This is a genomic window from Mesorhizobium sp. B2-5-3 (assembly GCF_006441005.1).
Lineage (GTDB): Bacteria > Pseudomonadota > Alphaproteobacteria > Rhizobiales > Rhizobiaceae > Mesorhizobium.
The window spans coordinates 336,648-358,222 of record NZ_VFUS01000001.1; the positions used below are offsets into that span (position 1 = coordinate 336,648).

The 21,575-nt window shown below is 64.1% G+C and carries 22 protein-coding genes; 15 read left to right on the top strand and 7 right to left on the bottom strand.

What is annotated here, in order from left to right; all coding sequences use genetic code 11:
* Positions 1 to 4: 4 nt before the first annotated feature.
* The 4 genes from mtaB to FJ867_RS01720 form a co-directional block, all read right to left on the bottom strand.
* Entirely contained in the window at positions 5 to 1,330 is a 1,326-nt protein-coding gene (gene mtaB / locus FJ867_RS01705; protein ID WP_140816348.1) for a tRNA (N(6)-L-threonylcarbamoyladenosine(37)-C(2))-methylthiotransferase MtaB, read from the bottom strand.
* Positions 1,330 to 2,214, bottom strand: coding sequence for a diaminopimelate epimerase (dapF, locus tag FJ867_RS01710; RefSeq protein ID WP_140816350.1), 885 nt, complete (start codon positions 2,212 to 2,214; stop codon positions 1,330 to 1,332). The genes mtaB and dapF overlap by 1 nt, the downstream gene beginning before the upstream one ends.
* Before the next feature lie 72 nt (positions 2,215 to 2,286).
* Positions 2,287 to 2,448 (bottom strand): DUF1328 family protein, encoded by a 162-nt coding sequence (locus FJ867_RS01715; protein ID WP_140518074.1) that lies wholly within the window; start codon positions 2,446 to 2,448, stop codon positions 2,287 to 2,289.
* Between the two features lie 89 nt (positions 2,449 to 2,537).
* A complete protein-coding gene (locus tag FJ867_RS01720) occupies positions 2,538 to 3,557 on the bottom strand; it encodes an MBL fold metallo-hydrolase (protein ID WP_140518075.1) in 1,020 nt (339 codons plus the stop codon).
* A 129-nt stretch (positions 3,558 to 3,686) separates the two neighbouring features.
* Here FJ867_RS01720 and FJ867_RS01725 point away from each other — a divergent pair, with 129 nt between their 5' ends.
* From FJ867_RS01725 to zapE, 3 genes are all read left to right on the top strand, one after another.
* Entirely contained in the window at positions 3,687 to 4,130 is a 444-nt protein-coding gene (locus tag FJ867_RS01725; protein ID WP_140816352.1) for a hypothetical protein, read from the top strand.
* Between the two features lie 136 nt (positions 4,131 to 4,266).
* Positions 4,267 to 4,806, top strand: coding sequence for a protease inhibitor Inh/omp19 family protein (locus FJ867_RS01730; protein WP_140550731.1), 540 nt, complete (start codon positions 4,267 to 4,269; stop codon positions 4,804 to 4,806).
* A gap of 27 nt (positions 4,807 to 4,833) precedes the next feature.
* Positions 4,834 to 6,093, top strand: a complete 1,260-nt coding sequence (gene zapE, locus FJ867_RS01735; RefSeq protein ID WP_140816354.1) for a cell division protein ZapE — start codon at positions 4,834 to 4,836, stop codon at positions 6,091 to 6,093.
* Between the two features lie 21 nt (positions 6,094 to 6,114).
* Here zapE and FJ867_RS01740 read toward each other — a convergent pair whose 3' ends face one another.
* Positions 6,115 to 6,543, bottom strand: coding sequence for a GNAT family N-acetyltransferase (locus tag FJ867_RS01740; RefSeq protein WP_140816356.1), 429 nt, complete (start codon positions 6,541 to 6,543; stop codon positions 6,115 to 6,117).
* A 236-nt stretch (positions 6,544 to 6,779) separates the two neighbouring features.
* On the opposite strand from FJ867_RS01740, the gene mdh reads away from it, so the two are divergent.
* The 12 genes from mdh (at position 6,780) to lpdA (ending at position 18,673) form a co-directional block, all read left to right on the top strand.
* Positions 6,780 to 7,748 carry a malate dehydrogenase gene (gene mdh / locus FJ867_RS01745; protein ID WP_140492808.1) on the top strand — a complete coding sequence of 323 codons (969 nt, stop codon included), beginning with the start codon at positions 6,780 to 6,782 and terminating at the stop codon, positions 7,746 to 7,748.
* Between the two features lie 30 nt (positions 7,749 to 7,778).
* Positions 7,779 to 8,972, top strand: coding sequence for an ADP-forming succinate--CoA ligase subunit beta (gene sucC / locus FJ867_RS01750; protein ID WP_140492804.1), 1,194 nt, complete (start codon positions 7,779 to 7,781; stop codon positions 8,970 to 8,972).
* 4 nt (positions 8,973 to 8,976) lie between these two features.
* Positions 8,977 to 9,348, top strand: coding sequence for a cupin domain-containing protein (locus FJ867_RS01755; protein ID WP_140518078.1), 372 nt, complete (start codon positions 8,977 to 8,979; stop codon positions 9,346 to 9,348).
* A gap of 4 nt (positions 9,349 to 9,352) precedes the next feature.
* The gene (locus FJ867_RS01760) at positions 9,353 to 9,850 is read left to right on the top strand and encodes a DUF1579 family protein (protein WP_140518079.1); all 498 of its coding nucleotides are present in this window, start codon (positions 9,353 to 9,355) and stop codon (positions 9,848 to 9,850) included.
* Between the two features lie 83 nt (positions 9,851 to 9,933).
* Entirely contained in the window at positions 9,934 to 10,239 is a 306-nt protein-coding gene (locus tag FJ867_RS01765) for a hypothetical protein (protein WP_140492797.1), read from the top strand.
* The gene (locus tag FJ867_RS01770) at positions 10,166 to 10,582 is read left to right on the top strand and encodes a PIN domain-containing protein (RefSeq protein ID WP_033838548.1); all 417 of its coding nucleotides are present in this window, start codon (positions 10,166 to 10,168) and stop codon (positions 10,580 to 10,582) included. Before FJ867_RS01765 ends, FJ867_RS01770 begins: the two co-directional genes overlap by 74 nt.
* A 26-nt stretch (positions 10,583 to 10,608) precedes the next feature.
* Entirely contained in the window at positions 10,609 to 11,511 is a 903-nt protein-coding gene (sucD, locus tag FJ867_RS01775; protein WP_140518080.1) for a succinate--CoA ligase subunit alpha, read from the top strand.
* A 138-nt stretch (positions 11,512 to 11,649) separates the two neighbouring features.
* On the top strand, positions 11,650 to 14,634 hold the full coding sequence (locus FJ867_RS01780) for a 2-oxoglutarate dehydrogenase E1 component (RefSeq protein WP_140816358.1): 2,985 nt from the start codon (positions 11,650 to 11,652) through the stop codon (positions 14,632 to 14,634).
* A 31-nt stretch (positions 14,635 to 14,665) separates the two neighbouring features.
* A complete protein-coding gene (gene odhB / locus FJ867_RS01785) occupies positions 14,666 to 15,946 on the top strand; it encodes a 2-oxoglutarate dehydrogenase complex dihydrolipoyllysine-residue succinyltransferase (protein WP_140816360.1) in 1,281 nt (426 codons plus the stop codon).
* 86 nt (positions 15,947 to 16,032) lie between these two features.
* Positions 16,033 to 16,491 (top strand): hypothetical protein, encoded by a 459-nt coding sequence (locus FJ867_RS01790; RefSeq protein ID WP_181168314.1) that lies wholly within the window; start codon positions 16,033 to 16,035, stop codon positions 16,489 to 16,491.
* Positions 16,488 to 17,243 (top strand): SDR family oxidoreductase, encoded by a 756-nt coding sequence (locus FJ867_RS01795; protein ID WP_140518084.1) that lies wholly within the window; start codon positions 16,488 to 16,490, stop codon positions 17,241 to 17,243. Before FJ867_RS01790 ends, FJ867_RS01795 begins: the two co-directional genes overlap by 4 nt.
* A gap of 26 nt (positions 17,244 to 17,269) precedes the next feature.
* On the top strand, positions 17,270 to 18,673 hold the full coding sequence (lpdA, locus tag FJ867_RS01800; RefSeq protein WP_140518085.1) for a dihydrolipoyl dehydrogenase: 1,404 nt from the start codon (positions 17,270 to 17,272) through the stop codon (positions 18,671 to 18,673).
* Positions 18,674 to 19,235: 562 nt separating this feature from the next.
* Here the strand turns inward: lpdA and FJ867_RS01810 are convergent.
* Together FJ867_RS01810 and FJ867_RS01815 are read right to left on the bottom strand one after the other, a co-directional pair.
* Positions 19,236 to 20,303 carry a TraB/GumN family protein gene (locus FJ867_RS01810; protein WP_140816364.1) on the bottom strand — a complete coding sequence of 356 codons (1,068 nt, stop codon included), beginning with the start codon at positions 20,301 to 20,303 and terminating at the stop codon, positions 19,236 to 19,238.
* Positions 20,304 to 20,483: 180 nt separating this feature from the next.
* On the bottom strand, positions 20,484 to 21,422 hold the full coding sequence (locus tag FJ867_RS01815) for a tyrosine recombinase XerC (protein ID WP_140816366.1): 939 nt from the start codon (positions 21,420 to 21,422) through the stop codon (positions 20,484 to 20,486).
* Positions 21,423 to 21,575 lie beyond the last annotated feature (153 nt).

Genomic DNA, 21,575 nt, shown 5'->3' on the forward strand with positions numbered 1-21,575 from the left:
TTTCTCAGGCGGCGCGGGCGGCAAGCGGAACCGCGATCAGCCGGGCGCCGTCATGGCCGGTGACTGTTGCTTCGACGATCTCGCCCGGCGCGCCGGTGGCGAGCGCGGCGAGCGTGAACCCTTCGGTGCGGCCGAGCCCGTCGCGCTCGATCAGGATCGACTGACGCGTTCCGGAGAGCGACGACAGATGGCGGCGATATGCCGTCTCGCCGGCGGCGCGCAGGCGGGCTGCCCGCTGCTTGACCACTTCGCGGCGGACCTGCGGCATGCGCGCGGCGGGCGTGCCTTCGCGCGGCGAAAACGGAAAGACGTGCAGGTGGGTCAGCCCGCATTCCCCGACGATCTTTGCCGAATTTTCGAACATAGCCTCCGTCTCGGTCGGGAAGCCGGCGATGATGTCGGCGCCGAAGACGACGTCGGGGCGCAGCTTGCGCACGTCTTCGCAGAAGCGGATCGACTGATCGCGCAGATGCCGGCGCTTCATGCGCTTCAAAATCATGTCGTCGCCCGATTGCAGCGACAGATGCAGATGCGGCATCAGCCGCGGCTCGGTGGCGACGGCGTCGAGCAAATCGTCGTCGGCCTCGATGGAATCGATGGAGGAGAGGCGCAGGCGCTTCACGTCCGGCACCTGGCGCAGGATGGTCTTCACCAGCCTGCCGAGTTTCGGTGCGCCCGGCAGGTCGGCGCCGAAACTGGTCATGTCGACGCCGGTCAGCACGATCTCGGCATAGCCATTGCCGGTGAGCCGCTTGACCTGTTCGACCACGGCGCCCATCGGCACCGAGCGTGAATTGCCGCGGCCATAGGGGATGATGCAGAAGGTGCAGCGGTGGTCGCAGCCATTCTGCACCTGCACGAAGGCGCGTGCCCTGCCCTCGATGGCATCGACCATATGGCCGGCGGTCTCGCGTACGGAGAAGATGTCGTTGACGCGCGCCTTCTCGCTGTCGTTGACACCGAAATCCGGCAGCGCGCGATAGGAATTGGCCTTCAGCTTCTCCTCATTGCCGAGAACGAGATCGACCTCGTCCATGGCAGCGAAATTCTGCGGCTCGGTCTGCGCCGCGCAGCCGGTGACGATGATGCGAGCCTCGGGGTTATCGCGGCGCGCCTTGCGAATCGCCTGTTTGGCCTGGCGCACCGCCTCACCTGTGACGGCGCATGTGTTGAAGATGACGGCGCCGCCAGCCAGCCCACCGAGGCCCGCAGTTTCGGCCTCGCGCCGCATCACCTCGGATTCATAGGTGTTCAGCCGGCAGCCGAAGGTCACCAGTTCGATGCGATTGGGGCCCTTCCCCACATCGCCATCCTTGAAAGGAGCGGGCATCAGGCCGCGCTTTCGGTGTCGCGCGCCCAGGCGCCGCTCGAGGGATCGAAGCTGCCGGAAAATTCCCATTCGGCCGCACCGGTCAGGATGACATGGTCGTTTTCGAGCCATTCCACATGCAGCGAGCCGCCACCGGGGGTCAGCAGATTGACGCTGCGCCCGGTGCGCCGGCTGCGGGCCGCTGCCACGACGGCGGCGCAGGATGCCGTGCCGCAAGCCTTGGTCAGGCCGGCGCCGCGTTCCCAGGTGCGGATGATCATGCTGTCGGGCGAGGTCACCTGCGCGATGGTGATGTTGGCGCGCTCGGGGAAGATCGGATGGTTTTCGAGCAGCGGTCCGAAGCGGTCGAGTTCGTAGGACCAGACGTCGCGGTCGACCCAGAAGATGGCATGCGGATTGCCCATGGAGACGACCGAGGGCGAATGCAGCACCGGGGCGTCGATCGGGCCGACCTGCAATTCGATCATGCGGGTATCGCGAAACTCCTCGGCGAGCGGAATGTCCCGCCAGCCGAAGCGCGGCGTGCCCATGTCGACCGAGATCGAGCCGTCGGCATGTTCCTGCGCGTTGAGGATTCCGGCGACGGTCTCGAAGGTGAATGTCTTTTGTCCGGTCTCGGCCGCCAGCGCCTGGACGACGCAGCGCATGCCGTTGCCGCAGGCCTGCGCGCCCGAGCCGTCCGAATTCAATATGTCGATGAAATAGGCCGTACCCGGCGTCCGCGCCTCATGGATCGCCATGATCTGGTCGAACCGCGTCGAGGCATCGGCGTTGAGCGCGACCGCAGCTGTCGGCGTCACCCGGTCGGCACGGCCGCGCATGTCGGCAACGATGATCTCGTTGCCGATGCCGTTCATCTTGGCGAAAGGGGCGGTGCCTGCCATTTCTTCCGGTCATTCCGTACTGTTTGCCGCTATATGGCGGAAAAGGGCGGGAATTACCAGTGCATCGCGCCTTCAGGTGACGGCGAAGACGCCGAGCACGATCAGCAGGAATATGATCAGCACGATACCGATCAGGATGCGCGCGCCGGTGGCGGCCGCACCTGCTAATGCCGGCATGCCGAGCAGGCTCGCAGCGGCGGCGATAATCAGGAGAATGATGATCCATTTAAGCATGGAAATGCCTCGCAAAGCGATAGAAATCGAAGCCCCTTCAACAAACGCGCCGGTGGCGCTCGGGTTCCGCCGGCCGCGGCCGGCCCCGGTCAAAGCGCCGCTTCCTGCGGCACGTCCCAGACCTCACCTGGCCGCAAGGCGCGAAAACGTTCGCGCGGCAGGCCCTCGGCCTCCAGCGCCTCGTCGAGCTTGCGTGCCGGCTCGTCGATCGGTTCGTCGGTGAGCTGGAACGTGCCCCAATGGCAGCCGGCCGCATAGGCGGCGTTGCACAATGTCATGCCTTGCACCGCCTCCTCCGGGTTTTGATGCTGCGAGGCCATGAACCAGCGCGGCTCATAGGCGCCGATCGGCAGGATGGCGAAGCGGAAGCCGCCGTGCTTGTGAGCCATGAGCCGGTAGTTGATGCCGTCATGGAAGCCGGTATCGCCCGCGAAATAGATCCGGCCGGCCGGCGTCTCGATGACGAAGCCGGCCCATAGCGCCATGCGCCGGTCGCGTGTGCCGCGCGCCGACCAGTGATGCGCCGGCTCGACATGGACGGCCACGCCATCGCCGATGTCGACCCTGTCGCCCCAGTCATGCGCCGAGAGCCGCATGCCGGGAACCGCCCCGCCAATCAGGACGTCATTGCCGAACGGGGTCACCACCAGCGGGTCGTGCCTGGCCTTGAGCTGCTTCAGCGTCGCGATGTCGAGATGGTCGTAGTGATTGTGGCTGACCAGCACGAGATCGATCGGCGGCAGGTCGGCCAGGGCGATGCCCGGCGCGTTGACGCGTTTCGGCCCGACGAAGGAGAACGGCGAGGCCCGCAGCGACCATACCGGATCGGTGAGGATGTTCAGGCCCGCGGTCTGGACCAGCAGCGTGGAATGACCGACCATGGTCACGGTCAGGCCGGCGCCCTCGACACGTGCAGGCGGCTTTGCCTGCGGAAAGGGGCTCGGATTGGTGGCCGGCCATTTCGAGCGTTGGCCATTGAACTGCCATTTCAGCAGATCGGCGAAACGCGCCGGCGGCTGGCCGCCGGGATTGAAGAACAAGGTTCCGTCGAAATGATCGCTGGGCGGGCCGTTATAGTAGCGATTGGCGGCTTTCGGTCTCGCAGCCAATTTGCGGCTCCAGCGAATTTCGTCTTGATAGACATAGCCCTTGTGCCGGCTGGCGCAAGCGTTTGCCGGCCGAATGCCAACGGCCCGGGCGGCCGGCTTGAGTAGGATCGGATTGGGGAGGACGATGCCATGGCGATGAAGCGGACCAGGACACCATGGATGAAGGCCGGGGATTTCGGCCGCTCGCTGGCGCGCGGCATCGGCGTCAACCTGCTGGTGAGCGACATGGCGGCCATGGAAGCCTTCTGCCGCGACGTGCTCGGCGCCGATATCATCTATGCCGACGAGGATTTCGCGGCGATCGAGCTGCTGGGCTCGGTGTTCATGCTGCACGCCGACCATTCCTATCTCGACAATGCCATGACAGGGACGATCGCCGGCGCCGAGACACGCGGCGCCGGCGTCGAGCTGCGTCTTTACGGCGCCAACCCGGATGCGGTCGAGGCCGCCGCGCGCGAGCATGGCCACATCGTGCTGGCCGGGGCGATCGACAAGCCGCACGGCCTGCGCGAGAGCTATGTCGTCGGACCGGACGGCTATATATTCGTGCCGAGCGCTCCGCTGGCCGGATGATTGCGACAAATTTGCAACAATTCTTGGCGCAAACCCTATTTTAACCATATCGGGTTGAAATTTCGCCACCTTCTCCATCTTGGTGGAGGGCGACATTGTGCGGACGGCAGCCCCGCCGGATCCGACGGAGGTTGGAATGACTTTTTCGAAAACCGGCCTGGTGGCCGTATCGCTGGCGGCGCTCGTTGCGAGCGGCTGCTCAACCTCACGGTTTTCCTCGATGGACGACCAGCAGCCGGCGCCGCTGCAGCCGGCGCCGTCCGGTCAGGTGACGGCCAACCAGTTGCCGCCCCCGGCCTCCCCCGGCACCACGGATCCGTCGCAATTCCCGACCGCCCCGCAGAACAGCCAGGTCGCCTCCTTGCCGCCGGACGGTTCGGCGCCGGCGGGTGCGCCGGACCTGACCGCGGCCAGTGTCGCCGGCGTATGGAATGCCAGCGTTTCCGGCCAGAGCTGCAAGGTGGCGACGCCGCAGACCAAATTCGGCGCCGGTTTCCGCGCCGGACCGCTGCATTGCCCGGCGCCGATCGACGGCATCAAGTCATGGAACGTCGCCGGCAAGCAGTTGACGCTTTACGATGAGAATGGCGGCACGCTGGCACGGCTCTATTCCTCGGGCGGCTCGAAATTCGACGGCCAGACTTCCAATGGCCTGCCGATCTCGCTTACAAGGTAGCCAAGCCCCTCGACAACGACGTGACCTATGCATCTGCGTGACGGCCTCCAGACCCATGTGACCGTCAGGCAGCGTTACGACCATCTGGTCGACACCGGTGCCATCGAGCGCGATCCGGCGCAGGAGCGGATCGTCACCGCTCTCGACCGGCTGGTATCAGAGATTTCGGTGAAGCGGCTGGCGCACAAATCGAGCGCGCTTGGCTGGCTCTTCGCCCGAAGGCGCGAGACGCACGAGGCGGTCAAGGGCCTCTACATCCATGGCGGCGTCGGCCGCGGCAAGACCATGTTGATGGACTTGTTCTTCGAGCTGCTGCCGGTGCGGCGCAAGCGCCGCGTGCATTTCAACGACTTCATGGCCGAGGTGCAGGACCGCATCCAGAAGCACCGGCAGGAGCGCAAGGACGGCACGGTGAGGGAAGACGATCCGATTCCGCCGGTGGCGCGGGCGCTTGCCGAACAGGCCTGGGTACTGTGTTTCGACGAGTTCTCGGTCACCGACATCGCCGATGCGATGATCCTGTCCCGGCTGTTTTCGGCGCTGTTCGCCAGCGGCGTGGTGCTGGTGGCGACGTCGAACGTAGCGCCGGAGAACCTCTATCGCGACGGGCTGAACCGTCAGCTTTTCCTGCCCTTCATCGGCATATTGGAACGGCATGCGCAGGTGCTCTCGCTCGATGCCGACAAGGACTATCGGCTGGAGAAGCTTGCCCGTACGCCGGTCTATGTGACGCCCGCCGATGCGGCGGCCGATGAGGCGCTGGACGCGGCTTGGCAAACGATGACGCGCGGCGCGCCGACGGCCGAGGCGTCGCTTGCCGTCAAGGGCCGGCAGCTGGCCGTTCCGCGCGCCGCCGGCGACGCGGCGCGTTTTTCCTTCGCCGATCTGTGCGAGAAGCCGCTCGGCGCGCGCGACTATCTGGCCCTTGCCGACCGCTTCTCGACCATCTTTGTCGACCGCATTCCGGTGCTGGGTGAAGGCCGGCGCAACGAGGCCAAGCGCTTCATCCTGCTGGTCGACACGCTCTACGACCATCACGTCAGGCTGGTGGTAAGCGCGGAAGCGCCGCCGCAGCAACTCTATGTGGCCAAGCGCGGCGTCGAGGTGTTCGAGTTCGAACGCACGGCTTCGCGGCTGATCGAGATGCAGAGCCGCGACTGGCTGGAGGATTGGGCGGAGCGGCGGAAGGCGAAGACGACGCCGGAGGCGCGGCAGGCGCCGGCTACGCCGCCTTCGTCCCAGGGCGGAGCGACGCAAAGCGAAGCGCGCACCCTAGGACGAAGATAGGCCGAACTCCTGTCAGCCTGGCTACAGTTGATAAACATACATGAGGAAGCTCTCTGCTGACTCGTGCGTCTCCTCGCGCGACTCGTAAAGCGCGCGGGCGGCACGGTTGTCCGGCTCGGAGCCGACCCAGGCTTCTTCGCAGCCATTCTCCCTGCCGATCGCAAACATCGCGTCGAGCATCTTTCGCGCGATGCCCTGGCGCTGGAAGGCCGGCGATACGCCGACCTCGTCGATGTAGAGCTCCGTCGCCTTGTCGGGATGACGGTGAATGATGGCGGCGCATTGACCGACGGTCACGCCGTCGGCGAGCCCCACGACCATGAAGTGGCCGGGTTCCCTGAGATAGACTGCCAATCGATCTGGCCTGACCGGTTCGTCGAACACATCCTCGGCGACCCGCATCACAAGGGCGTCATTGCCGGCATCAAGTCTTACGATCTCCATCTTCATCGTGTAGATTTTCCCCAGTCGAGTTTTCAAACTTTTACGTTTACGTAATTCCCGGTCACTCTAACCGATTGAAAACGCTCGCTCCAAAATAATCGTTTGAATTTACGCGGCGCCGGGGCTATTGGGTGCGGCGAAATCTCGCGGGATCCCCGCAGCATTCCGGTCTCTTCCTCGACGCCGTCATCAGATCGTCAGCGATTTGAGCGACATCACGAACAAAGGGAAACTATCCTGACATGGCACGCAACAAGATAGCGCTTATCGGCTCTGGCATGATCGGCGGCACGCTCGCTCACATGATCGGCCTCAAGGACCTCGGCGACGTGGTTCTGTTCGATATTGCCGAAGGCATCCCGCAGGGCAAGGGGCTCGATATTGCGCAATCGTCGCCGGTCGACGGGTTCGATTCCAGGCTGACCGGCGTCAACGACTATGCCGGGATCGAAGGGGCGGACGTCTGCATCGTCACCGCCGGCGTGCCGCGCAAGCCGGGCATGAGCCGCGACGATCTGCTCGGCATCAACCTCAAGGTCATGGAACAGGTCGGCGCCGGCCTGAAGAAGTACGCGCCGAAGGCCTTCGTCATCTGCATCACCAATCCGCTGGATGCGATGGTCTGGGCGCTGCAGAAGTTTTCCGGCCTGCCCAACACCCATGTCGTGGGCATGGCCGGCGTGCTCGACAGCGCTCGCTTCCGCTATTTCCTGGCCGAGGAGTTCAAGGTCTCGGTCGAGGACGTCACCGCCTTCGTGCTCGGCGGCCATGGCGATTCCATGGTGCCGATGATCCGCTATTCGACGGTTGCAGGCATTCCTCTGCCCGATCTCGTCAAGATGGGCTGGACCTCGAAGGAGAAGCTCGACCAAATCGTGCAGCGCACCCGCGACGGCGGCGCCGAGATCGTCGGCCTGTTGAAGACCGGCTCGGCCTATTATGCGCCGGCCGCATCGGCGATCTCGATGGCCGAAGCCTATCTCAAGGACAAGAAGCGTGTGCTGCCTTGCGCGGCCCACCTTTCCGGCCAGTATGGCGTGAAGAACACCTATGTCGGCGTTCCCGTGGTGATCGGCGCCGGTGGCGTCGAGCGCGTCATCGAGATCGAGCTTTCCAAGCCAGAGCAGAAGATGTTCGATAGCTCGGTGGCGGCGGTGCAAGGCCTGACCGAGGCCTGCGTCAAGATCGCGCCGCAACTCGCCTCGAAGTGAACCCCAGCAGCTGATCCGGAGACGATCCAGATGAACATCCATGAATATCAGGGCAAGGCGCTGCTGAAGGGCTTTGGCGCGCCGGTGGCCCAAGGCGTGCCGGTGTTCAAGGCGGATGAGGCGGAAGCCGCCGCCAAGGCGCTGCCCGGCCCGCTCTATGTGGTGAAGAGCCAGATCCATGCCGGCGGCCGCGGCAAGGGCAAGTTCAAGGAGCTCGGGCCTGACGCCAAGGGCGGCGTGCGGCTGGCCAAGTCGGTCGCCGACGTCGTCGCCAACGCCAACGAGATGCTCGGCCACACGCTGGTGACCAAGCAAACCGGCCCGGCCGGCAAGCAGGTCAACCGGCTCTATATCGAGGATGGCGCCGACATCGAGCGCGAGCTCTATCTGTCTGTTCTGGTCGACCGTTCGGTCGGCCGCATCGCCTTCGTCGTCTCGACCGAAGGCGGCATGGACATCGAGGCGGTCGCCCACGACACGCCGGAAAAGATCATCACCGTCGCCATCGATCCGGAAAAGGGCGTTACCGCGGATGACGTGAAGAAACTCAATGGCGCGCTGAAGCTCGACGGCGATGCTGCCAGGGACGGCGGCACGCTGTTCCCGATCCTCTACAAGGCCTTCGTCGAGAAGGACATGAGCCTGCTCGAGGTCAATCCCCTGATCGTCATGAAGAACGGCCGGCTGCGCGTCCTCGACGCCAAGGTGTCGTTCGACAACAACGCGCTGTTTCGCCATCCGGATGTGCTCGAGCTGCGCGACACCACCGAAGAGGACGAGAAGGAGATCGAGGCGTCGAAATACGACCTCGCCTATGTCGCGCTCGACGGCAATATCGGCTGCATGGTCAATGGCGCCGGCCTCGCCATGGCGACGATGGACATCATCAAGCTCTACGGCGCCGAGCCGGCCAACTTCCTCGACGTCGGCGGCGGCGCGTCGAAGGAAAAGGTGACGGCGGCCTTCAAGATCATCACCAGGGATCCGGCGGTCAAGGGCATCCTGATCAACATCTTCGGCGGTATCATGAAATGCGACATCATCGCCGAGGGCGTTATCGCCGCGGTCAAGGAAGTGGGCCTGAAAGTGCCGCTGGTCGTGCGCCTTGAAGGCACCAATGCCGAACTCGGCAAGAAGATCATCAACGACAGCGGCCTCAACGTCGTGTCGGCCGACGATCTTGACGACGCGGCCAAGAAGATCGTGGCGGCGGTGAAGGGCTGATCAAGTGCCTCCGCGCAAGATAAATCTCGTCGAGGCGGCGGATGCGAAGATCGCGGAGGTCTTCGATCCGCATATCGCCGGCGACGTCAATGACAGCCAGGCGAAGGTCGCCAAGTTCGGCGCGGTTTTCGACTGGCACGCCCATGACAACGAAGACGAAGCCTTCCTCGTGCTGCGCGGTCGCATCGCCATCGATTTCCGCGACGGTCCGGTCGAACTCGGCGAAGGCGACTTCATCGTCGTGCCGCGCGGCGTCGAACACCGGCCGCGTTCGCTGACACCGGAACCTGTGGTGCTGATGTTCGAACCGGCAACGACGCTCAACACCGGCAATGCCAAGAGCGCTCTCACCGTCACCGACCTGAAGCGGCTGTGAACCCATGAACGCTGCGCCTTTCTCCTCGCTCTCGGCCGATCACCAGCGCCTGCAGGCTCTGGTCGGCGCGTGGCGCGGCGAGGAAGAGGTCGCGGACACACAATGGGCCGATGGGGGCTCAGCGACTTCGGAAGTACTGGCAGAGGCACAGTTCGGCGGCCTGTTCGTAGTGCAACGCTATCGCCAGCGCCGCGACGGGACGATTTCGTTCGGCGCGCACAGCGTGTTCGGCTTCGACCGGCAAAACAGCCTTGTCACCATGCATCAGTTCGATTCGATGGGCTTTGTGCCGGCCTCGCCGGCCTCCGGCACGTGGGAGGGCAACACACTGACGCTGTTGCGCTCGTCGCCGCGCGGGGCCGCACGCGTGACCTACGCTTTCGACGGCAGCGACAGCTATCGCATGCGACTGCAATTCCAGCCCGTCGGCAGCGACGGCTGGCAAGACATGATGAGCGGCCTTTACCGGCGCGTCCCGCCTTCCGTTTTGGGGGATGGCTGAGCGATGGAAATCCTGGGCAAAGCGGTTGAAGAAAGACACATAATCACACATATATTGGCTGTGTGTTTATGTGGAGACGAGCGATGAAGAACGTCACCCTGGCCATGGACGAGGCCCTGCTCGAGAAGGCGCGAGGCCTTGCCGGACGTCGCAAGACGACGCTCAACGCCCTCATTCGTTCACTGCTTGCGCATGAAGTCGAGCAGGAAGATCGGATTGCCTGGGCCAAGGCGGGAATGAAGCGGCTTATGGACGAGGCTGCGAAACGGAGCGACAGCGCCGACACCCCCTATAAGTGGGATCGAAGGGACGCCTATGCCGACCGGGAAGATCGACTGCTTTCTCGACACGAACGTCCTGATCTACGCGGCTTCGGAGAAGAATCGTGACCCACGTCGCGCGCCAATCGCAGAAGACCTGGTATCGAGCACTGTCTTTGGCGTGTCGGGGCAAACCTTGGCCGAATTCACAGCGGTGGCGCGAGGAAAATCCCTTCTGGGGGATGATCTGCTCGACCAATGGCTGGTCCTCCTCGGCACTTGTCCGCTGGTGCCTGTCGACGAAAGCTATGTTCGCGCAGGACTGGACCTCGCCCGCCGCTACGGAATTCACTACTACGACGCCGCGCTTCTTGCCGCAGCCGGATATCTCGGCGCGCCGATTTTCTACACCGAAGATCTCAACCACAACCAGGTTTATGGCTCGGTGCGAGCCGTCAATCCTTTCTTGTAATCGCTGAATTCAGAGGCGTTCTCACCATGTCCATTCTCGTCGACAAGAACACCAAGGTGCTCGTGCAGGGCCTGACCGGCAAGACCGGCACCTTCCACACCGAACAGGCGCTGGCCTATCACGGGACCAAGATGGTCGGCGGCATCCATCCCAAGAAGGGCGGCGAGACTTGGACCGGCGCCAAGGGCGAGAACCTGCCGATCTTCGCCACCGTCGCCGAGGGCAAGGCCAAGACCGGCGCCAACGCTTCCGTCGTCTATGTGCCGCCGGCGGGTGCTGCCGAAGCCATCATCGAGGCCATCGAGGCCGAAATCCCGCTCATCGTCTGCATCACCGAAGGCATTCCCGTCATGGACATGATCAAGGTCAAGGCGCGGCTCGACCGTTCGACGTCGCGGCTGATCGGCCCGAACTGTCCCGGCGTGCTCACCCCCGACGAATGCAAGATCGGCATCATGCCCGGGAACATCTTCCGCAAGGGTTCGGTCGGTGTTGTTTCGCGCTCGGGAACGCTTACCTATGAAGCCGTGTTCCAGACCACCAATGTCGGCCTCGGCCAGACCACCGCTGTCGGCATCGGTGGCGATCCCGTCAAAGGCACCGAATTCATCGACGTGCTCGAAATGTTCCTCGCCGACGACGAGACCAAGTCGATCATCATGATCGGCGAGATCGGCGGCTCGGCCGAGGAAGACGCCGCGCAGTTTCTCAAGGACGAGGCCAAACGCGGCCGCCGCAAGCCGATGGCGGGCTTCATCGCCGGACGCACGGCGCCGGCCGGCCGCACCATGGGCCATGCGGGCGCGGTTATCTCGGGCGGCAAGGGCGGCGCCGAAGACAAGATCGCGGCAATGGAATCGGCCGGGATAAAAGTTTCGCCATCGCCGGCCCGGCTGGGCACGACGCTGGTCGAGGCAATTAAGGGCTAGTGAGTAGTCAATAGTGAGTAGTGAAAAGGGAAGAACGGGTGAGTAGCAGCTGAACGGGAAAGTCTTCATTTTTCCTACTCCTTACTGACTACTCACTATTCCCCTCGAAAGGAGACGGAGCCAGGCTCCGCAGACAAAATGGCACGACAAGATCAGGCCAACGACCAATTTTCGCTCACCTCTTTCCTCTATGGCGGCAATGCCGATTATATCGACGCGCTCTATGCGGCGTATGAGGACGATCCAGCCTCGGTCAATCCCGAATGGCAGGAGTTCTTCGCCGGCCTGAAGGACGATGCCGGGGATGTCCGCAAGAACGCCAAGGGCGCCTCGTGGGCCAAGCCCTCCTGGCCGCTGCAGGCCAATGGCGAGCTGGTGTCGGCGCTCGACGGCAATTGGGGCCTGGTCGAGAAGCACATCGAAAAGAAGGTCAAGGAGAAGGCAGCCGTCAACGGCGCCGTCCCCTCCGACGCCGACGTGCACCAGGCGACGCGCGATTCCGTGCGCGCCATCATGATGATCCGCGCCTATCGCATGCGCGGCCATCTGCACGCCAATCTCGACCCGCTCGGCATCGCCACGCTCGAGGATTACAACGAGCTGTCGCCAGAGAATTACGGCTTCACCGAAGCCGACTACGACCGGCCGATCTTCCTCGACAATGTGCTCGGGCTCGAATTCGGCACCATCCGCCAGATGCTCGACATCCTGACCCGCACCTATTGCTCGACGCTCGGCGTCGAGTTCATGCACATCTCCGATCCGGAAGAGAAGGCGTGGATCCAGGCGCGCATCGAGGGCGCCGACAAGGAGATCTCCTTCACCGCGACCGGCAAGAAGGCGATCCTGCAGAAACTGATCGAGGCCGAGGGCTTCGAGCAGTTCGCCGACGTCAAGTTCAAGGGCACCAAGCGCTTCGGCCTCGACGGCGGCGAAGCGCTGATCCCGGCACTGGAACAGATTGTCAAGCGCGGCGGCCAGCTCGGGCTGAAGGAGATCGTGCTCGGCATGGCGCATCGCGGCCGCCTCAACGTGCTCTCCCAGGTGATGGCCAAGCCGCATCGCGCCATCTTCCACGAATTCAAGGGCGGCTCGGCCGCACCCGACGAGGTCGAGGGCTCGGGCGACGTCAAATACCATCTTGGCGCCTCCTCGGACCGCGAGTTCGACGGCAACAAGGTGCACCTGTCGCTGACCGCCAATCCCTCGCATCTGGAAATCGTCGACCCTGTGGTGATGGGCAAGGCGCGCGCCAAGCAGGATTATCTGTTCGGCCGCGGCCGCGAGGAGATCGTGCCGCTGGAGGAGCGCGCCAAGGTGCTGCCGCTGCTCCTGCACGGCGACGCCGCCTTCGCCGGCCAGGGCGTCATCGCCGAAATCCTTGGCCTGTCGGGCCTGCGCGGCCACCGGGTCGCCGGCACGCTGCATTTCATCATCAACAACCAGATCGGCTTCACCACCAATCCGCGCTTCTCGCGTTCGTCGCCCTACCCGTCCGACGTCGCCAAGATGATCGAGGCGCCGATCTTTCACGTCAATGGCGACGACCCGGAGGCGGTCGTCCACGCCGCCAAGGTGGCGATCGAATTCCGCATGAAGTTCCACAAGCCGGTGGTCGTGGACATGTTCTGCTACCGCCGCTTCGGCCACAATGAGGGCGACGAGCCGGCCTTCACCCAGCCGATCATGTACCGCAACATCCGCACCCACAAGACGACGGTGCAGATCTATGCCGACCGGCTGATCGCCGAGGGCCACATCACCCAGGATGAATTCGACAAGATGAAGGCCGACTGGCGCGCGCATCTGGAATCGGAATGGGAAGTCGGCCAGCACTACAAGCCGAACAAGGCCGATTGGCTCGACGGCGCCTGGTCGGGCCTGCGCACGGCCGACAACCAGGACGAACAAAGGCGCGGCAAGACCGCCGTTCCGGTCAAGACGCTGAAGGAGATCGGCAAGAAACTGACCGAAGTACCAAAGGATTTCGAGGCGCACAAGACCATCGTCCGCTTCCTCGAGAACCGGCGTCAGGCGATCGAATCCGGGGAGGGCATCGACTGGTCGACGGCCGAGGCCCTGGCCTTCGGCGCGATCCTGCTCGACGGCAATCCGATCCGCCTGTCGGGACAGGATTCCGAACGCGGCACCTTCTCGCAGCGCCATTCCGTGCTCTACGACCAGCGCGACGAGACACGCTACATCCCGCTCAACAACCTGTCGGCGGCGCAGGCCGGCTACGAGGTCATCAACTCGATGCTGTCGGAAGAGGCGGTGCTTGGCTTCGAATATGGCTACAGCCTTGCCGAACCGAAAGCGCTGACGCTCTGGGAAGCGCAGTTCGGCGACTTCGCCAACGGCGCCCAGGTGGTGTTCGACCAGTTCATATCGAGCGGCGAACGCAAGTGGCTCAGAATGTCGGGTCTCGTCTGCCTGCTGCCGCATGGCTATGAAGGCCAGGGCCCGGAACATTCCTCGGCCCGGCTCGAGCGCTTCCTGCAGCTTTGCGCCGAAGACAATATGCAGGTGGCGAACTGCACGACGCCGGCAAACTACTTCCACATCCTGCGCCGGCAGCTTAAGCGCGACTTCCGCAAGCCGCTGATCCTGATGACGCCGAAGTCGCTGCTGCGTCACAAACGGGCGGTGTCGACGCTGCCGGAAATCTCGGGTGAAAGCTCGTTCCACCGGCTGCTGTGGGACGATGCCCAGCTGTTGCCCAACCAGGCAATCAAGCTCACCAAGGATTCCAAGATCCGCCGCGTCGTGCTGTGCTCGGGCAAGGTCTATTACGACCTCTATGAAGAACGCGAGAGGCGCGGCGTCAACGACATCTATCTGCTGCGCGTCGAACAGCTCTACCCGTTCCCTGCCAAGGCGCTGATCACCGAATTGTCGCGCTTCCGCAACGCCGAGATGGTGTGGTGCCAGGAGGAGCCCAAGAACATGGGTGCCTGGTCGTTCATCGACCCGTATCTGGAATGGGTTCTGGCGCATATCGACGCCAAGCATCAGCGGGTGCGCTACACCGGCCGTCCGGCCGCCGCTTCGCCGGCGACCGGACTGATGTCCAAGCATCTTGCCCAGCTTGCCGCCTTGCTCGAAGACGCGCTCGGCGAATAGAACTCCAGAAGAGACAGAACGGACAGGCACAATGGCTACCGAAATCCGCGTTCCAACTCTCGGCGAATCCGTCACCGAGGCGACCATCGGCAAATGGTTCAAGAAGGTGGGCGATGCCATTGCCGCCGACGAGCCGCTGGTCGAGCTCGAAACCGACAAGGTGACGGTCGAGGTTCCCTCGCCAGGCGCCGGAACCTTGGGCGAGATCGCCGCCAAGGAGGGCGAGACGGTCGGGGTCGGCGCTCTTCTGGGCTCGATTTCGGCCGGTGGCGCCGCCGCACCGGTCACCAAGCCGCAAGCCGTGGCGCAGGCATCGAGCCCCGACGCCGCGCAGACCACCAAACAGGCCGCCGCCGAGACCGCCAAGGTCGCCGGCGACGCCGGTCCGGTCGAGCCGCGCACCATGCCGCCGGCGCCGGCAGCGGCGAAACTGATCGCCGAGAACAATCTGTCGGTCGACCAGCTTTCCGGCTCCGGCAAGCGCGGCCAGGTGCTGAAGGGCGACGTGCTCGACGCCATCTCCAAGGGTGCGCCGTCGCAGCCGGCCGAGACGCCGAAGGCGGCCCCGGCAGCGCCGGTTGCTGCCCGTGCGCCGTCCTCAGGCAACGACGCGGCGCGCGAGGAGCGCGTGCGCATGACCAAGCTGCGCCAGACCATCGCGCGCCGGCTCAAGGAAGCGCAGTCGACCGCCGCCATGCTCACCACCTTCAACGAGGTGGACATGTCAGCGGTGATGGCGCTCAGGACCAAGTACAAGGACGTGTTCGAGAAGAAGCACGGCGTGAAGCTCGGCTTCATGGGTTTCTTCACCAAGGCCGTCACCCATGCCTTGAAGGAAATCCCCTCGGTCAACGCCGAGATCGATGCCACCGATATCATCTTCAAGAACTACGCCCATATCGGCGTCGCCGTCGGCACCGAGAAGGGTCTGGTCGTTCCGGTGGTGCGCGATGCCGACCAGATGTCTATCGCCGAGATCGAGAAGGAGATCGGCCGGCTCGGCATCGCCGCGCGCGACGGCAAGCTGTCGGTCGCCGACATGCAGGGCGGCACGTTCACGATTTCCAATGGCGGCGTCTACGGGTCGCTGATGTCCACGCCGATCCTCAACGCGCCGCAGTCGGGTATTCTGGGCATGCACAAGATCCAGGACCGGCCCGTGGTGGTCGGCGGCCAGATCGTGATCCGGCCGATGATGTATCTGGCGCTGAGCTACGATCACCGCATCGTCGACGGCAAGGAAGCGGTGACCTTCCTGGTGCGCGTCAAGGAAAGCCTGGAGGATCCGGAACGGCTGGTGCTTGATCTGTGAGGCGGTCGAATGGCGGCTCGCGGTCGGAGTAGCCAATAATGGCCCTGTTCCCTGGGCCTGCCAGACCGATAGCGCTGGCGGCCGGTATGGCATTCGCCGCTGTCCACGCTAATGCCGCATGCCCGGCCGAACTCGCCGTCTACGGCGATGCCCAGAGCGGCAGTGAGATCAATTTTACGCCGACCGGCACGTCGGCGACCGTCACCAACACGTTCCGCTTGATCCTCGACAACGATGTGGTGCTGAACGGCATCGTCCAATGGAACGAAGGTGTTTCGCGGCCGAACGGGGCGCTGATGTACAAATGCCCGGGAGGCGACGTTACCGGCACCGAGCTTGCCGCCTGCACCTTGTGGAACGGCGTCATCTATACGTCGGATGAAAAGGGCAGCATCGGCCTGTTGCCAGCCGAAGGCGTCGAAGCACCGAAGACGCTGATCCTGCCCGATCTCGGTCCGGTGTTGCATCAATCCACCGCCCATGGCGGCAGCGGATTTTCGAAAGTGCCGTCGGACGTGTTTGCCTTGAAGGGGTGCCAGGAATGAGCGGGACGCAAAAGGTGCTGCTGGTCACCGGCGGCAGCCGCGGCATCGGCGCCGCGATCTGCCGGCTCGGGTCGAAGGCTGGCTATCGCGTAGCGGTCAACTACACCTCCAACCAGACCGCCGCCGAGGCACTGGTCGGCGAAATCAAGGCCGCAGGCGGCGAGGCCTTTGCGGTCAGGGGCGATGTCGGCGTCGAATCCGATATCGTTGCCATGTTTGAAGCCGTCGACCACGGCTATGGCCGGCTCGATGCTTTCGTCAACAATGCCGGCATCGTCGACGTCAAGGCGCGGGTCGATGAGATGGATGTTTCACGGCTGGAGCGCATGATGCGCATCAACGTCGTGGGGTCGCTCCTCTGCGCCCGCGAAGCGGTGAAGCGGATGTCGAGCCGTCACGGTGGGTCGGGTGGATCCATCGTCAACATCTCGTCGGCTGCGGCAATTCTGGGCTCGCCGGGCGAATATGTCGACTACGCCGCGTCCAAGGGCGCGATCGACACCTTCACCATGGGGCTCGCCCGCGAGGTGGCGCTGGAAGGCATCCGCGTCAATGCGGTGCGGCCGGGCATCATCGATACCGAAATCCATGCCTCGGGCGGGCAGCCGGACCGGATAGAGCGGTTCCGCGATCTTCTGCCAATGAAAAGAGCCGGCACCGCGGATGAAGTCGCGGGCGCGGTTCTCTACCTGTTGTCCGATGCCGCGTCCTATACGACCGGCGCGATCCTGAATGTCAGCGGCGGCCGCTGAGCGCCCCAAGAAAAAGGGAAACAAACATGGCTTATGACGTCGTAATCATCGGCTCGGGACCGGGCGGCTATGTCTGCGCCATCAAGGCGGCGCAGCTCGGGCTGAAGGTCGCGGTGGTCGAGAAGAACCCGACCTTCGGCGGCACCTGCCTCAACATCGGCTGCATTCCGTCCAAGGCGTTGCTGCATGCCTCCGAGATGTTCGCCGAAGCCGGCCACTCCTTCGACACACTGGGTGTCGAAGTGACACCGAAGCTCAATTTGAAGAAGATGATGGCGCACAAGGACGCCACGGTGACGGCGAACGTCAACGGCGTCGCCTTCCTGTTCAAGAAGAACAAGATCGATAGTTTTCGCGGCATCGGCACGGTGGTCGCGGCGGGCAAGGTGTCGGTGACGAGCGAGGACGGCAAGGTCGAGGAAATCGAGACGAAGAACATCGTCATCGCCACCGGCTCGGATGTCGCCGGCATTCCTGGCGTCACGGTCGACTTCGACGAAAAAGTCATCGTGTCCTCGACCGGCGCGCTGTCGCTGGACAAGGTGCCCGGCCATCTCGTCGTGGTCGGCGGCGGCGTCATCGGGCTCGAGCTCGGCTCGGTCTGGGCGCGGCTCGGCGCCAAGGTCACCGTGGTCGAATTCCTCGACACCATCCTCGGCGGTATGGACGGTGAGGTCTCCAAGCAATTCCAGCGGCTGCTCTCCAAGCAGGGCTTCGAATTCAGGCTCGGCGCCAAGGTCACCGGCGTCGCCAAGGCCAAGAAGGGCGCCAGCGTCACTTTCGAGCCTGTGAAAGGCGGCGCGGCCGAGACGATCGAGGCCGACATGGTGCTGATCGCCACCGGCCGCCGAGCTTTCGCCGACAGCCTGGGCCTGAAGGAAGCGGGCGTCGAGGTCGATGAGCGCGGCCGGGTCAAAACCGACGCGCACCTCAGGACCAACATACCAGGCATCTATGCCATCGGCGATGTCATCGCCGGGCCGATGCTGGCGCACAAGGCCGAGGATGAGGGCGTGGCAGTGGCCGAGACCATTGCCGGCCAGGCCGGCCATGTGAACTATGACGTCATTCCGAGCGTCGTCTACACCAGCCCGGAGATCGCTTCGGTCGGCAAGACCGAGGAGGAATTGAAGAAGGCCGGCATCGACTACAAGGTCGGGAAATTCCCGTTCACCGCCAATGGCCGGGCGCGCGCCATGCTGCACACCGACGGCTTCGTCAAGATCCTGGCCGACAAGGCCACCGACCGCGTGCTCGGCGTTCACATCGTCGGCTTCGGCGCCGGCGAGATGATCCACGAGGCGGCGGTGCTGATGGAATTCGGGGGCTCGTCGGAAGATCTCGCCCGCACCTGTCATGCCCATCCGACCATGTCGGAAGCAGTGAAGGAAGCGGCATTGGCGACGTTCTTCAAGCCGATCCATATTTAGAACGATCCAGGAAAACCGTGAAACGGTTTTCCCGGGCAAGCGCGTAGCGCTTCCCTTGAGGGAATTGCCTCCTTGCCTGCCCCAAACAGAACGGCCCACCGGAAGGCGGGCCGTTCTTCGTTGAAAGCCGTGGCCCGATTACTGGGCCGGTGCGGGAGCTGGGGCCGGCGCAGGAGCCGGTGTCGCCGGTGCAGGGGCCGGCGCGGGTGCTGGGGCAGGGGCAGGGGCAGGAGCCGGTTCGGCGGGCTTCATCGGCTCCGCGGGCGCTGGCGCCGGGGCCGGTGTGCTCGCGGCGGGCGGTTCGGTCGCCGGATGCTCACCACTTCTTCCGAAAACATAATACGCGACAATCGCCAGAATAACGACGACCAATGCAATCAGCCAAGGGCTGCCGCCGCCACCTGATCTGGGCGTGTCGTTTGATGGATTCGCCATAAAAGTGTCCTCCGTGGATGAAAATGATCAATCAACAGCCATCAACGCGCAACCGTTGATGGGGTTTCACGCTAGGGAAGGAAAGCGCCGAAAACGCGGCGCCTGATTCCTCCGCTGCCCACGCGACTCAATCGACAGCGGTGACAGTATAGCCGGCTTTGCGGAAATCCTCGACCAGGCCCTCGGGACCGGGCAGATGCAGCGCGCCGACGGCGATGAAGGCACTGCCTTTGGCGAGGAATGGTCCGGCATGATCGACCATCGCCTTGTTGCGGCTGGTGATCATGGTCTGCTCGAACGCCGCGTAGCCTGTCGCGTCGCCCGTCTCGCCGGGCAGCACGGCGCGAAACAGCGGCCAGAACATGCCGGTCTCGCCGCGCTGGTAGAGCACGATCATGGTTTCGTTGACGTCGTTCATCTTGTCGCCGAGCTTCAGTGTGTCGACCAGTCCCTTCATGTGGAACGCCATCGGCAGCGAAGCCATGGCGCGCAGCTGGTCGGCGACGGTCTCCAGCCCTTCGACGGATTTTCCGGAGGCCTTGGCATCCTCGGCAAGCTTGACGTCGAGCACCGGCGCGCCGCCCGCCTTGCGGGCGAGCTCGCAGGCTGGAAGCGCCACCATGGCCGACAGCATCCACGGCTTCATCTTGGCGACGGTTGCCGGCGGGATGCCGCGTTCGTCGAGCGCCTTGTCGACCGCCGCGGCGTCGTCGGGCGACAGCAGCGACGACAGCGTGGTGCTGTCGGTGAACATCATCAGCTCCGGCTGCTTGAGCAGGGCCGCCATCATCTTCTGCCGGTCGAGCACTTCGGTGGTCTCGATGACGATGGTGCCGGCGCCGTCATAGGCCTTCTGCGCGGCCGGCGGCAGCGCTGTGACGCGCGGGTCGGTCATATGCATGGTGCCGAACAGGAAGGACGGCTGTTCGCCCGTCTTCTCCAGCTTCCACAGCAGGCCCTTGCCGTTCGGCGTTGCGGCGGCTTCCGCCTCGATCTTGCGGTAGGTGGACGGGTCACTTTTCTGCAACGCCGACAGCATGTCGGCGCCAGTGCAGGACGGGATTTCGGCATGCGCCTTGCCCGCCGCGAACAACAGGACGGCGAGCAGAGACAGGAAGAACAGCACATGGAACGCCACGAGCAGCTTCAGCGAGAAGAGCGCAGCGCGGTCGGCGATGACGATGACCCGTTTCATGGTCCTTTCCTAAGCTGGAAAAACGGCAAAACGGTTAATCGGGAGAATGAAATTGTCTCCGGTTCAGTCAATTTTGACTATCGCTCGAATTACCTGGGTCGAACGGCTTGATGGTTGGTTGAGCCGCCCACCCATCGTCATCCCGTGGCGAAGTCCGGAAGCCTCGCACAACCCCAACACTCACGCCCTCGGGTGAGCCGATTCATAGATCTCCAACAGCCTCGCCGTATCGACGCCGGTATAGATCTGCGTGGTCGACAGGCTGGCATGGCCGAGCAGTTCCTGGATGGTGCGCAGGTCGCCGCCGCGGCCGAGCAGATGCGTGGCGAAGGAATGGCGCAAGGCGTGCGGCGTTGCGGTGTCCGGCAGGTTGAGCGCCGAGCGCAGTTTGGCCATCTCCCGCTGGACGATGGCCGGGTTGAGCGGGCCGCCGCGCGCGCCGCGAAACAAAAGGCCCTTGGGGTCGAGATGGTAGGGGCACAGCCGGCGGTATTCGGCAACCGCCCTGAGCGCCACCGGCAGCACCGGCACCAGCCGCGTCTTGCCGCCCTTGCCGGTGACGCGCAGCACCGTGTCGGCCTCCGACGCCAGTTCGGCGCCGGCAAGGCCGAGCGCCTCGGAAATGCGCAGGCCCGAGCCGTAGAGCAGCGTCAGCACGGCGGCGTTGCGGGCGGCGATCCAGGGTTCCTCCGCCAATTGACCCTCGACGGAAACGACATGTTTTGCGTCACTGGCCGTCAGCGGTTTCGGCAGTGACTTTGGTTGGCGGGGCGCGCGCAGGGCCGCCGCGCCCGCTGCGTTGGCGAGACCACGCCGTTCCAGAAAGCGCAAGAGTGAGCGAATGCCGGCCAGCCCCCGGCCGAGCGTGCGGGCGCCTGCGCCTTCGTTGCGGCGGGCGGCGAGAAAGCCGCGCAGGTCGGCCGGGCGCAGATCGGCGATGTCGGCTATGCCGGGCGGGCCGCCATTATGACCCGTCAGGAAATGCAGGAACTGCCTGGTGTCGCGCTCGTAGGCTTCCACCGTCTCGGGCGACAGCCGACGTTCTCGCGCGAGCATCTTGAGCCAGCTTTCGCGTGCCGCCTGGAGGTCGGGCTTTGCCGGGATAAGGAATTCCTGCATGGCGTCGTTCCGGTTCGCCGTCATTTTCCGGCAGCCGGGTTAGGAAGCGGTGAAGAGGCGTCATTGAAATGACAATCCGGTGGGGCTAGGAGTCGACCGGCGGCAATCAAAACCGTGGTGATTGGCCAAACGGGGTATCCGCAAATAGAGAGT

Coding starts and splice junctions, on each gene's coding strand:
- mtaB (WP_140816348.1), bottom strand. CDS start 1,330: ATGCCCGCTCCTTTCAAGGATGGCGATGTGGGGAAGGGCCCCAATCGC.
- dapF (WP_140816350.1), bottom strand. CDS start 2,214: ATGGCAGGCACCGCCCCTTTCGCCAAGATGAACGGCATCGGCAACGAG.
- FJ867_RS01715 (WP_140518074.1), bottom strand. CDS start 2,448: ATGCTTAAATGGATCATCATTCTCCTGATTATCGCCGCCGCTGCGAGC.
- FJ867_RS01725 (WP_140816352.1), top strand. CDS start 3,687: ATGGCGATGAAGCGGACCAGGACACCATGGATGAAGGCCGGGGATTTC.
- FJ867_RS01730 (WP_140550731.1), top strand. CDS start 4,267: ATGACTTTTTCGAAAACCGGCCTGGTGGCCGTATCGCTGGCGGCGCTC.
- zapE (WP_140816354.1), top strand. CDS start 4,834: ATGCATCTGCGTGACGGCCTCCAGACCCATGTGACCGTCAGGCAGCGT.
- FJ867_RS01740 (WP_140816356.1), bottom strand. CDS start 6,543: ATGAAGATGGAGATCGTAAGACTTGATGCCGGCAATGACGCCCTTGTG.
- mdh (WP_140492808.1), top strand. CDS start 6,780: ATGGCACGCAACAAGATAGCGCTTATCGGCTCTGGCATGATCGGCGGC.
- sucC (WP_140492804.1), top strand. CDS start 7,779: ATGAACATCCATGAATATCAGGGCAAGGCGCTGCTGAAGGGCTTTGGC.
- FJ867_RS01760 (WP_140518079.1), top strand. CDS start 9,353: ATGAACGCTGCGCCTTTCTCCTCGCTCTCGGCCGATCACCAGCGCCTG.
- FJ867_RS01765 (WP_140492797.1), top strand. CDS start 9,934: ATGAAGAACGTCACCCTGGCCATGGACGAGGCCCTGCTCGAGAAGGCG.
- FJ867_RS01770 (WP_033838548.1), top strand. CDS start 10,166: ATGCCGACCGGGAAGATCGACTGCTTTCTCGACACGAACGTCCTGATC.
- sucD (WP_140518080.1), top strand. CDS start 10,609: ATGTCCATTCTCGTCGACAAGAACACCAAGGTGCTCGTGCAGGGCCTG.
- FJ867_RS01780 (WP_140816358.1), top strand. CDS start 11,650: ATGGCACGACAAGATCAGGCCAACGACCAATTTTCGCTCACCTCTTTC.
- odhB (WP_140816360.1), top strand. CDS start 14,666: ATGGCTACCGAAATCCGCGTTCCAACTCTCGGCGAATCCGTCACCGAG.
- FJ867_RS01790 (WP_181168314.1), top strand. CDS start 16,033: ATGGCATTCGCCGCTGTCCACGCTAATGCCGCATGCCCGGCCGAACTC.
- FJ867_RS01795 (WP_140518084.1), top strand. CDS start 16,488: ATGAGCGGGACGCAAAAGGTGCTGCTGGTCACCGGCGGCAGCCGCGGC.
- lpdA (WP_140518085.1), top strand. CDS start 17,270: ATGGCTTATGACGTCGTAATCATCGGCTCGGGACCGGGCGGCTATGTC.
- FJ867_RS01810 (WP_140816364.1), bottom strand. CDS start 20,303: ATGAAACGGGTCATCGTCATCGCCGACCGCGCTGCGCTCTTCTCGCTG.
- FJ867_RS01815 (WP_140816366.1), bottom strand. CDS start 21,422: ATGCAGGAATTCCTTATCCCGGCAAAGCCCGACCTCCAGGCGGCACGC.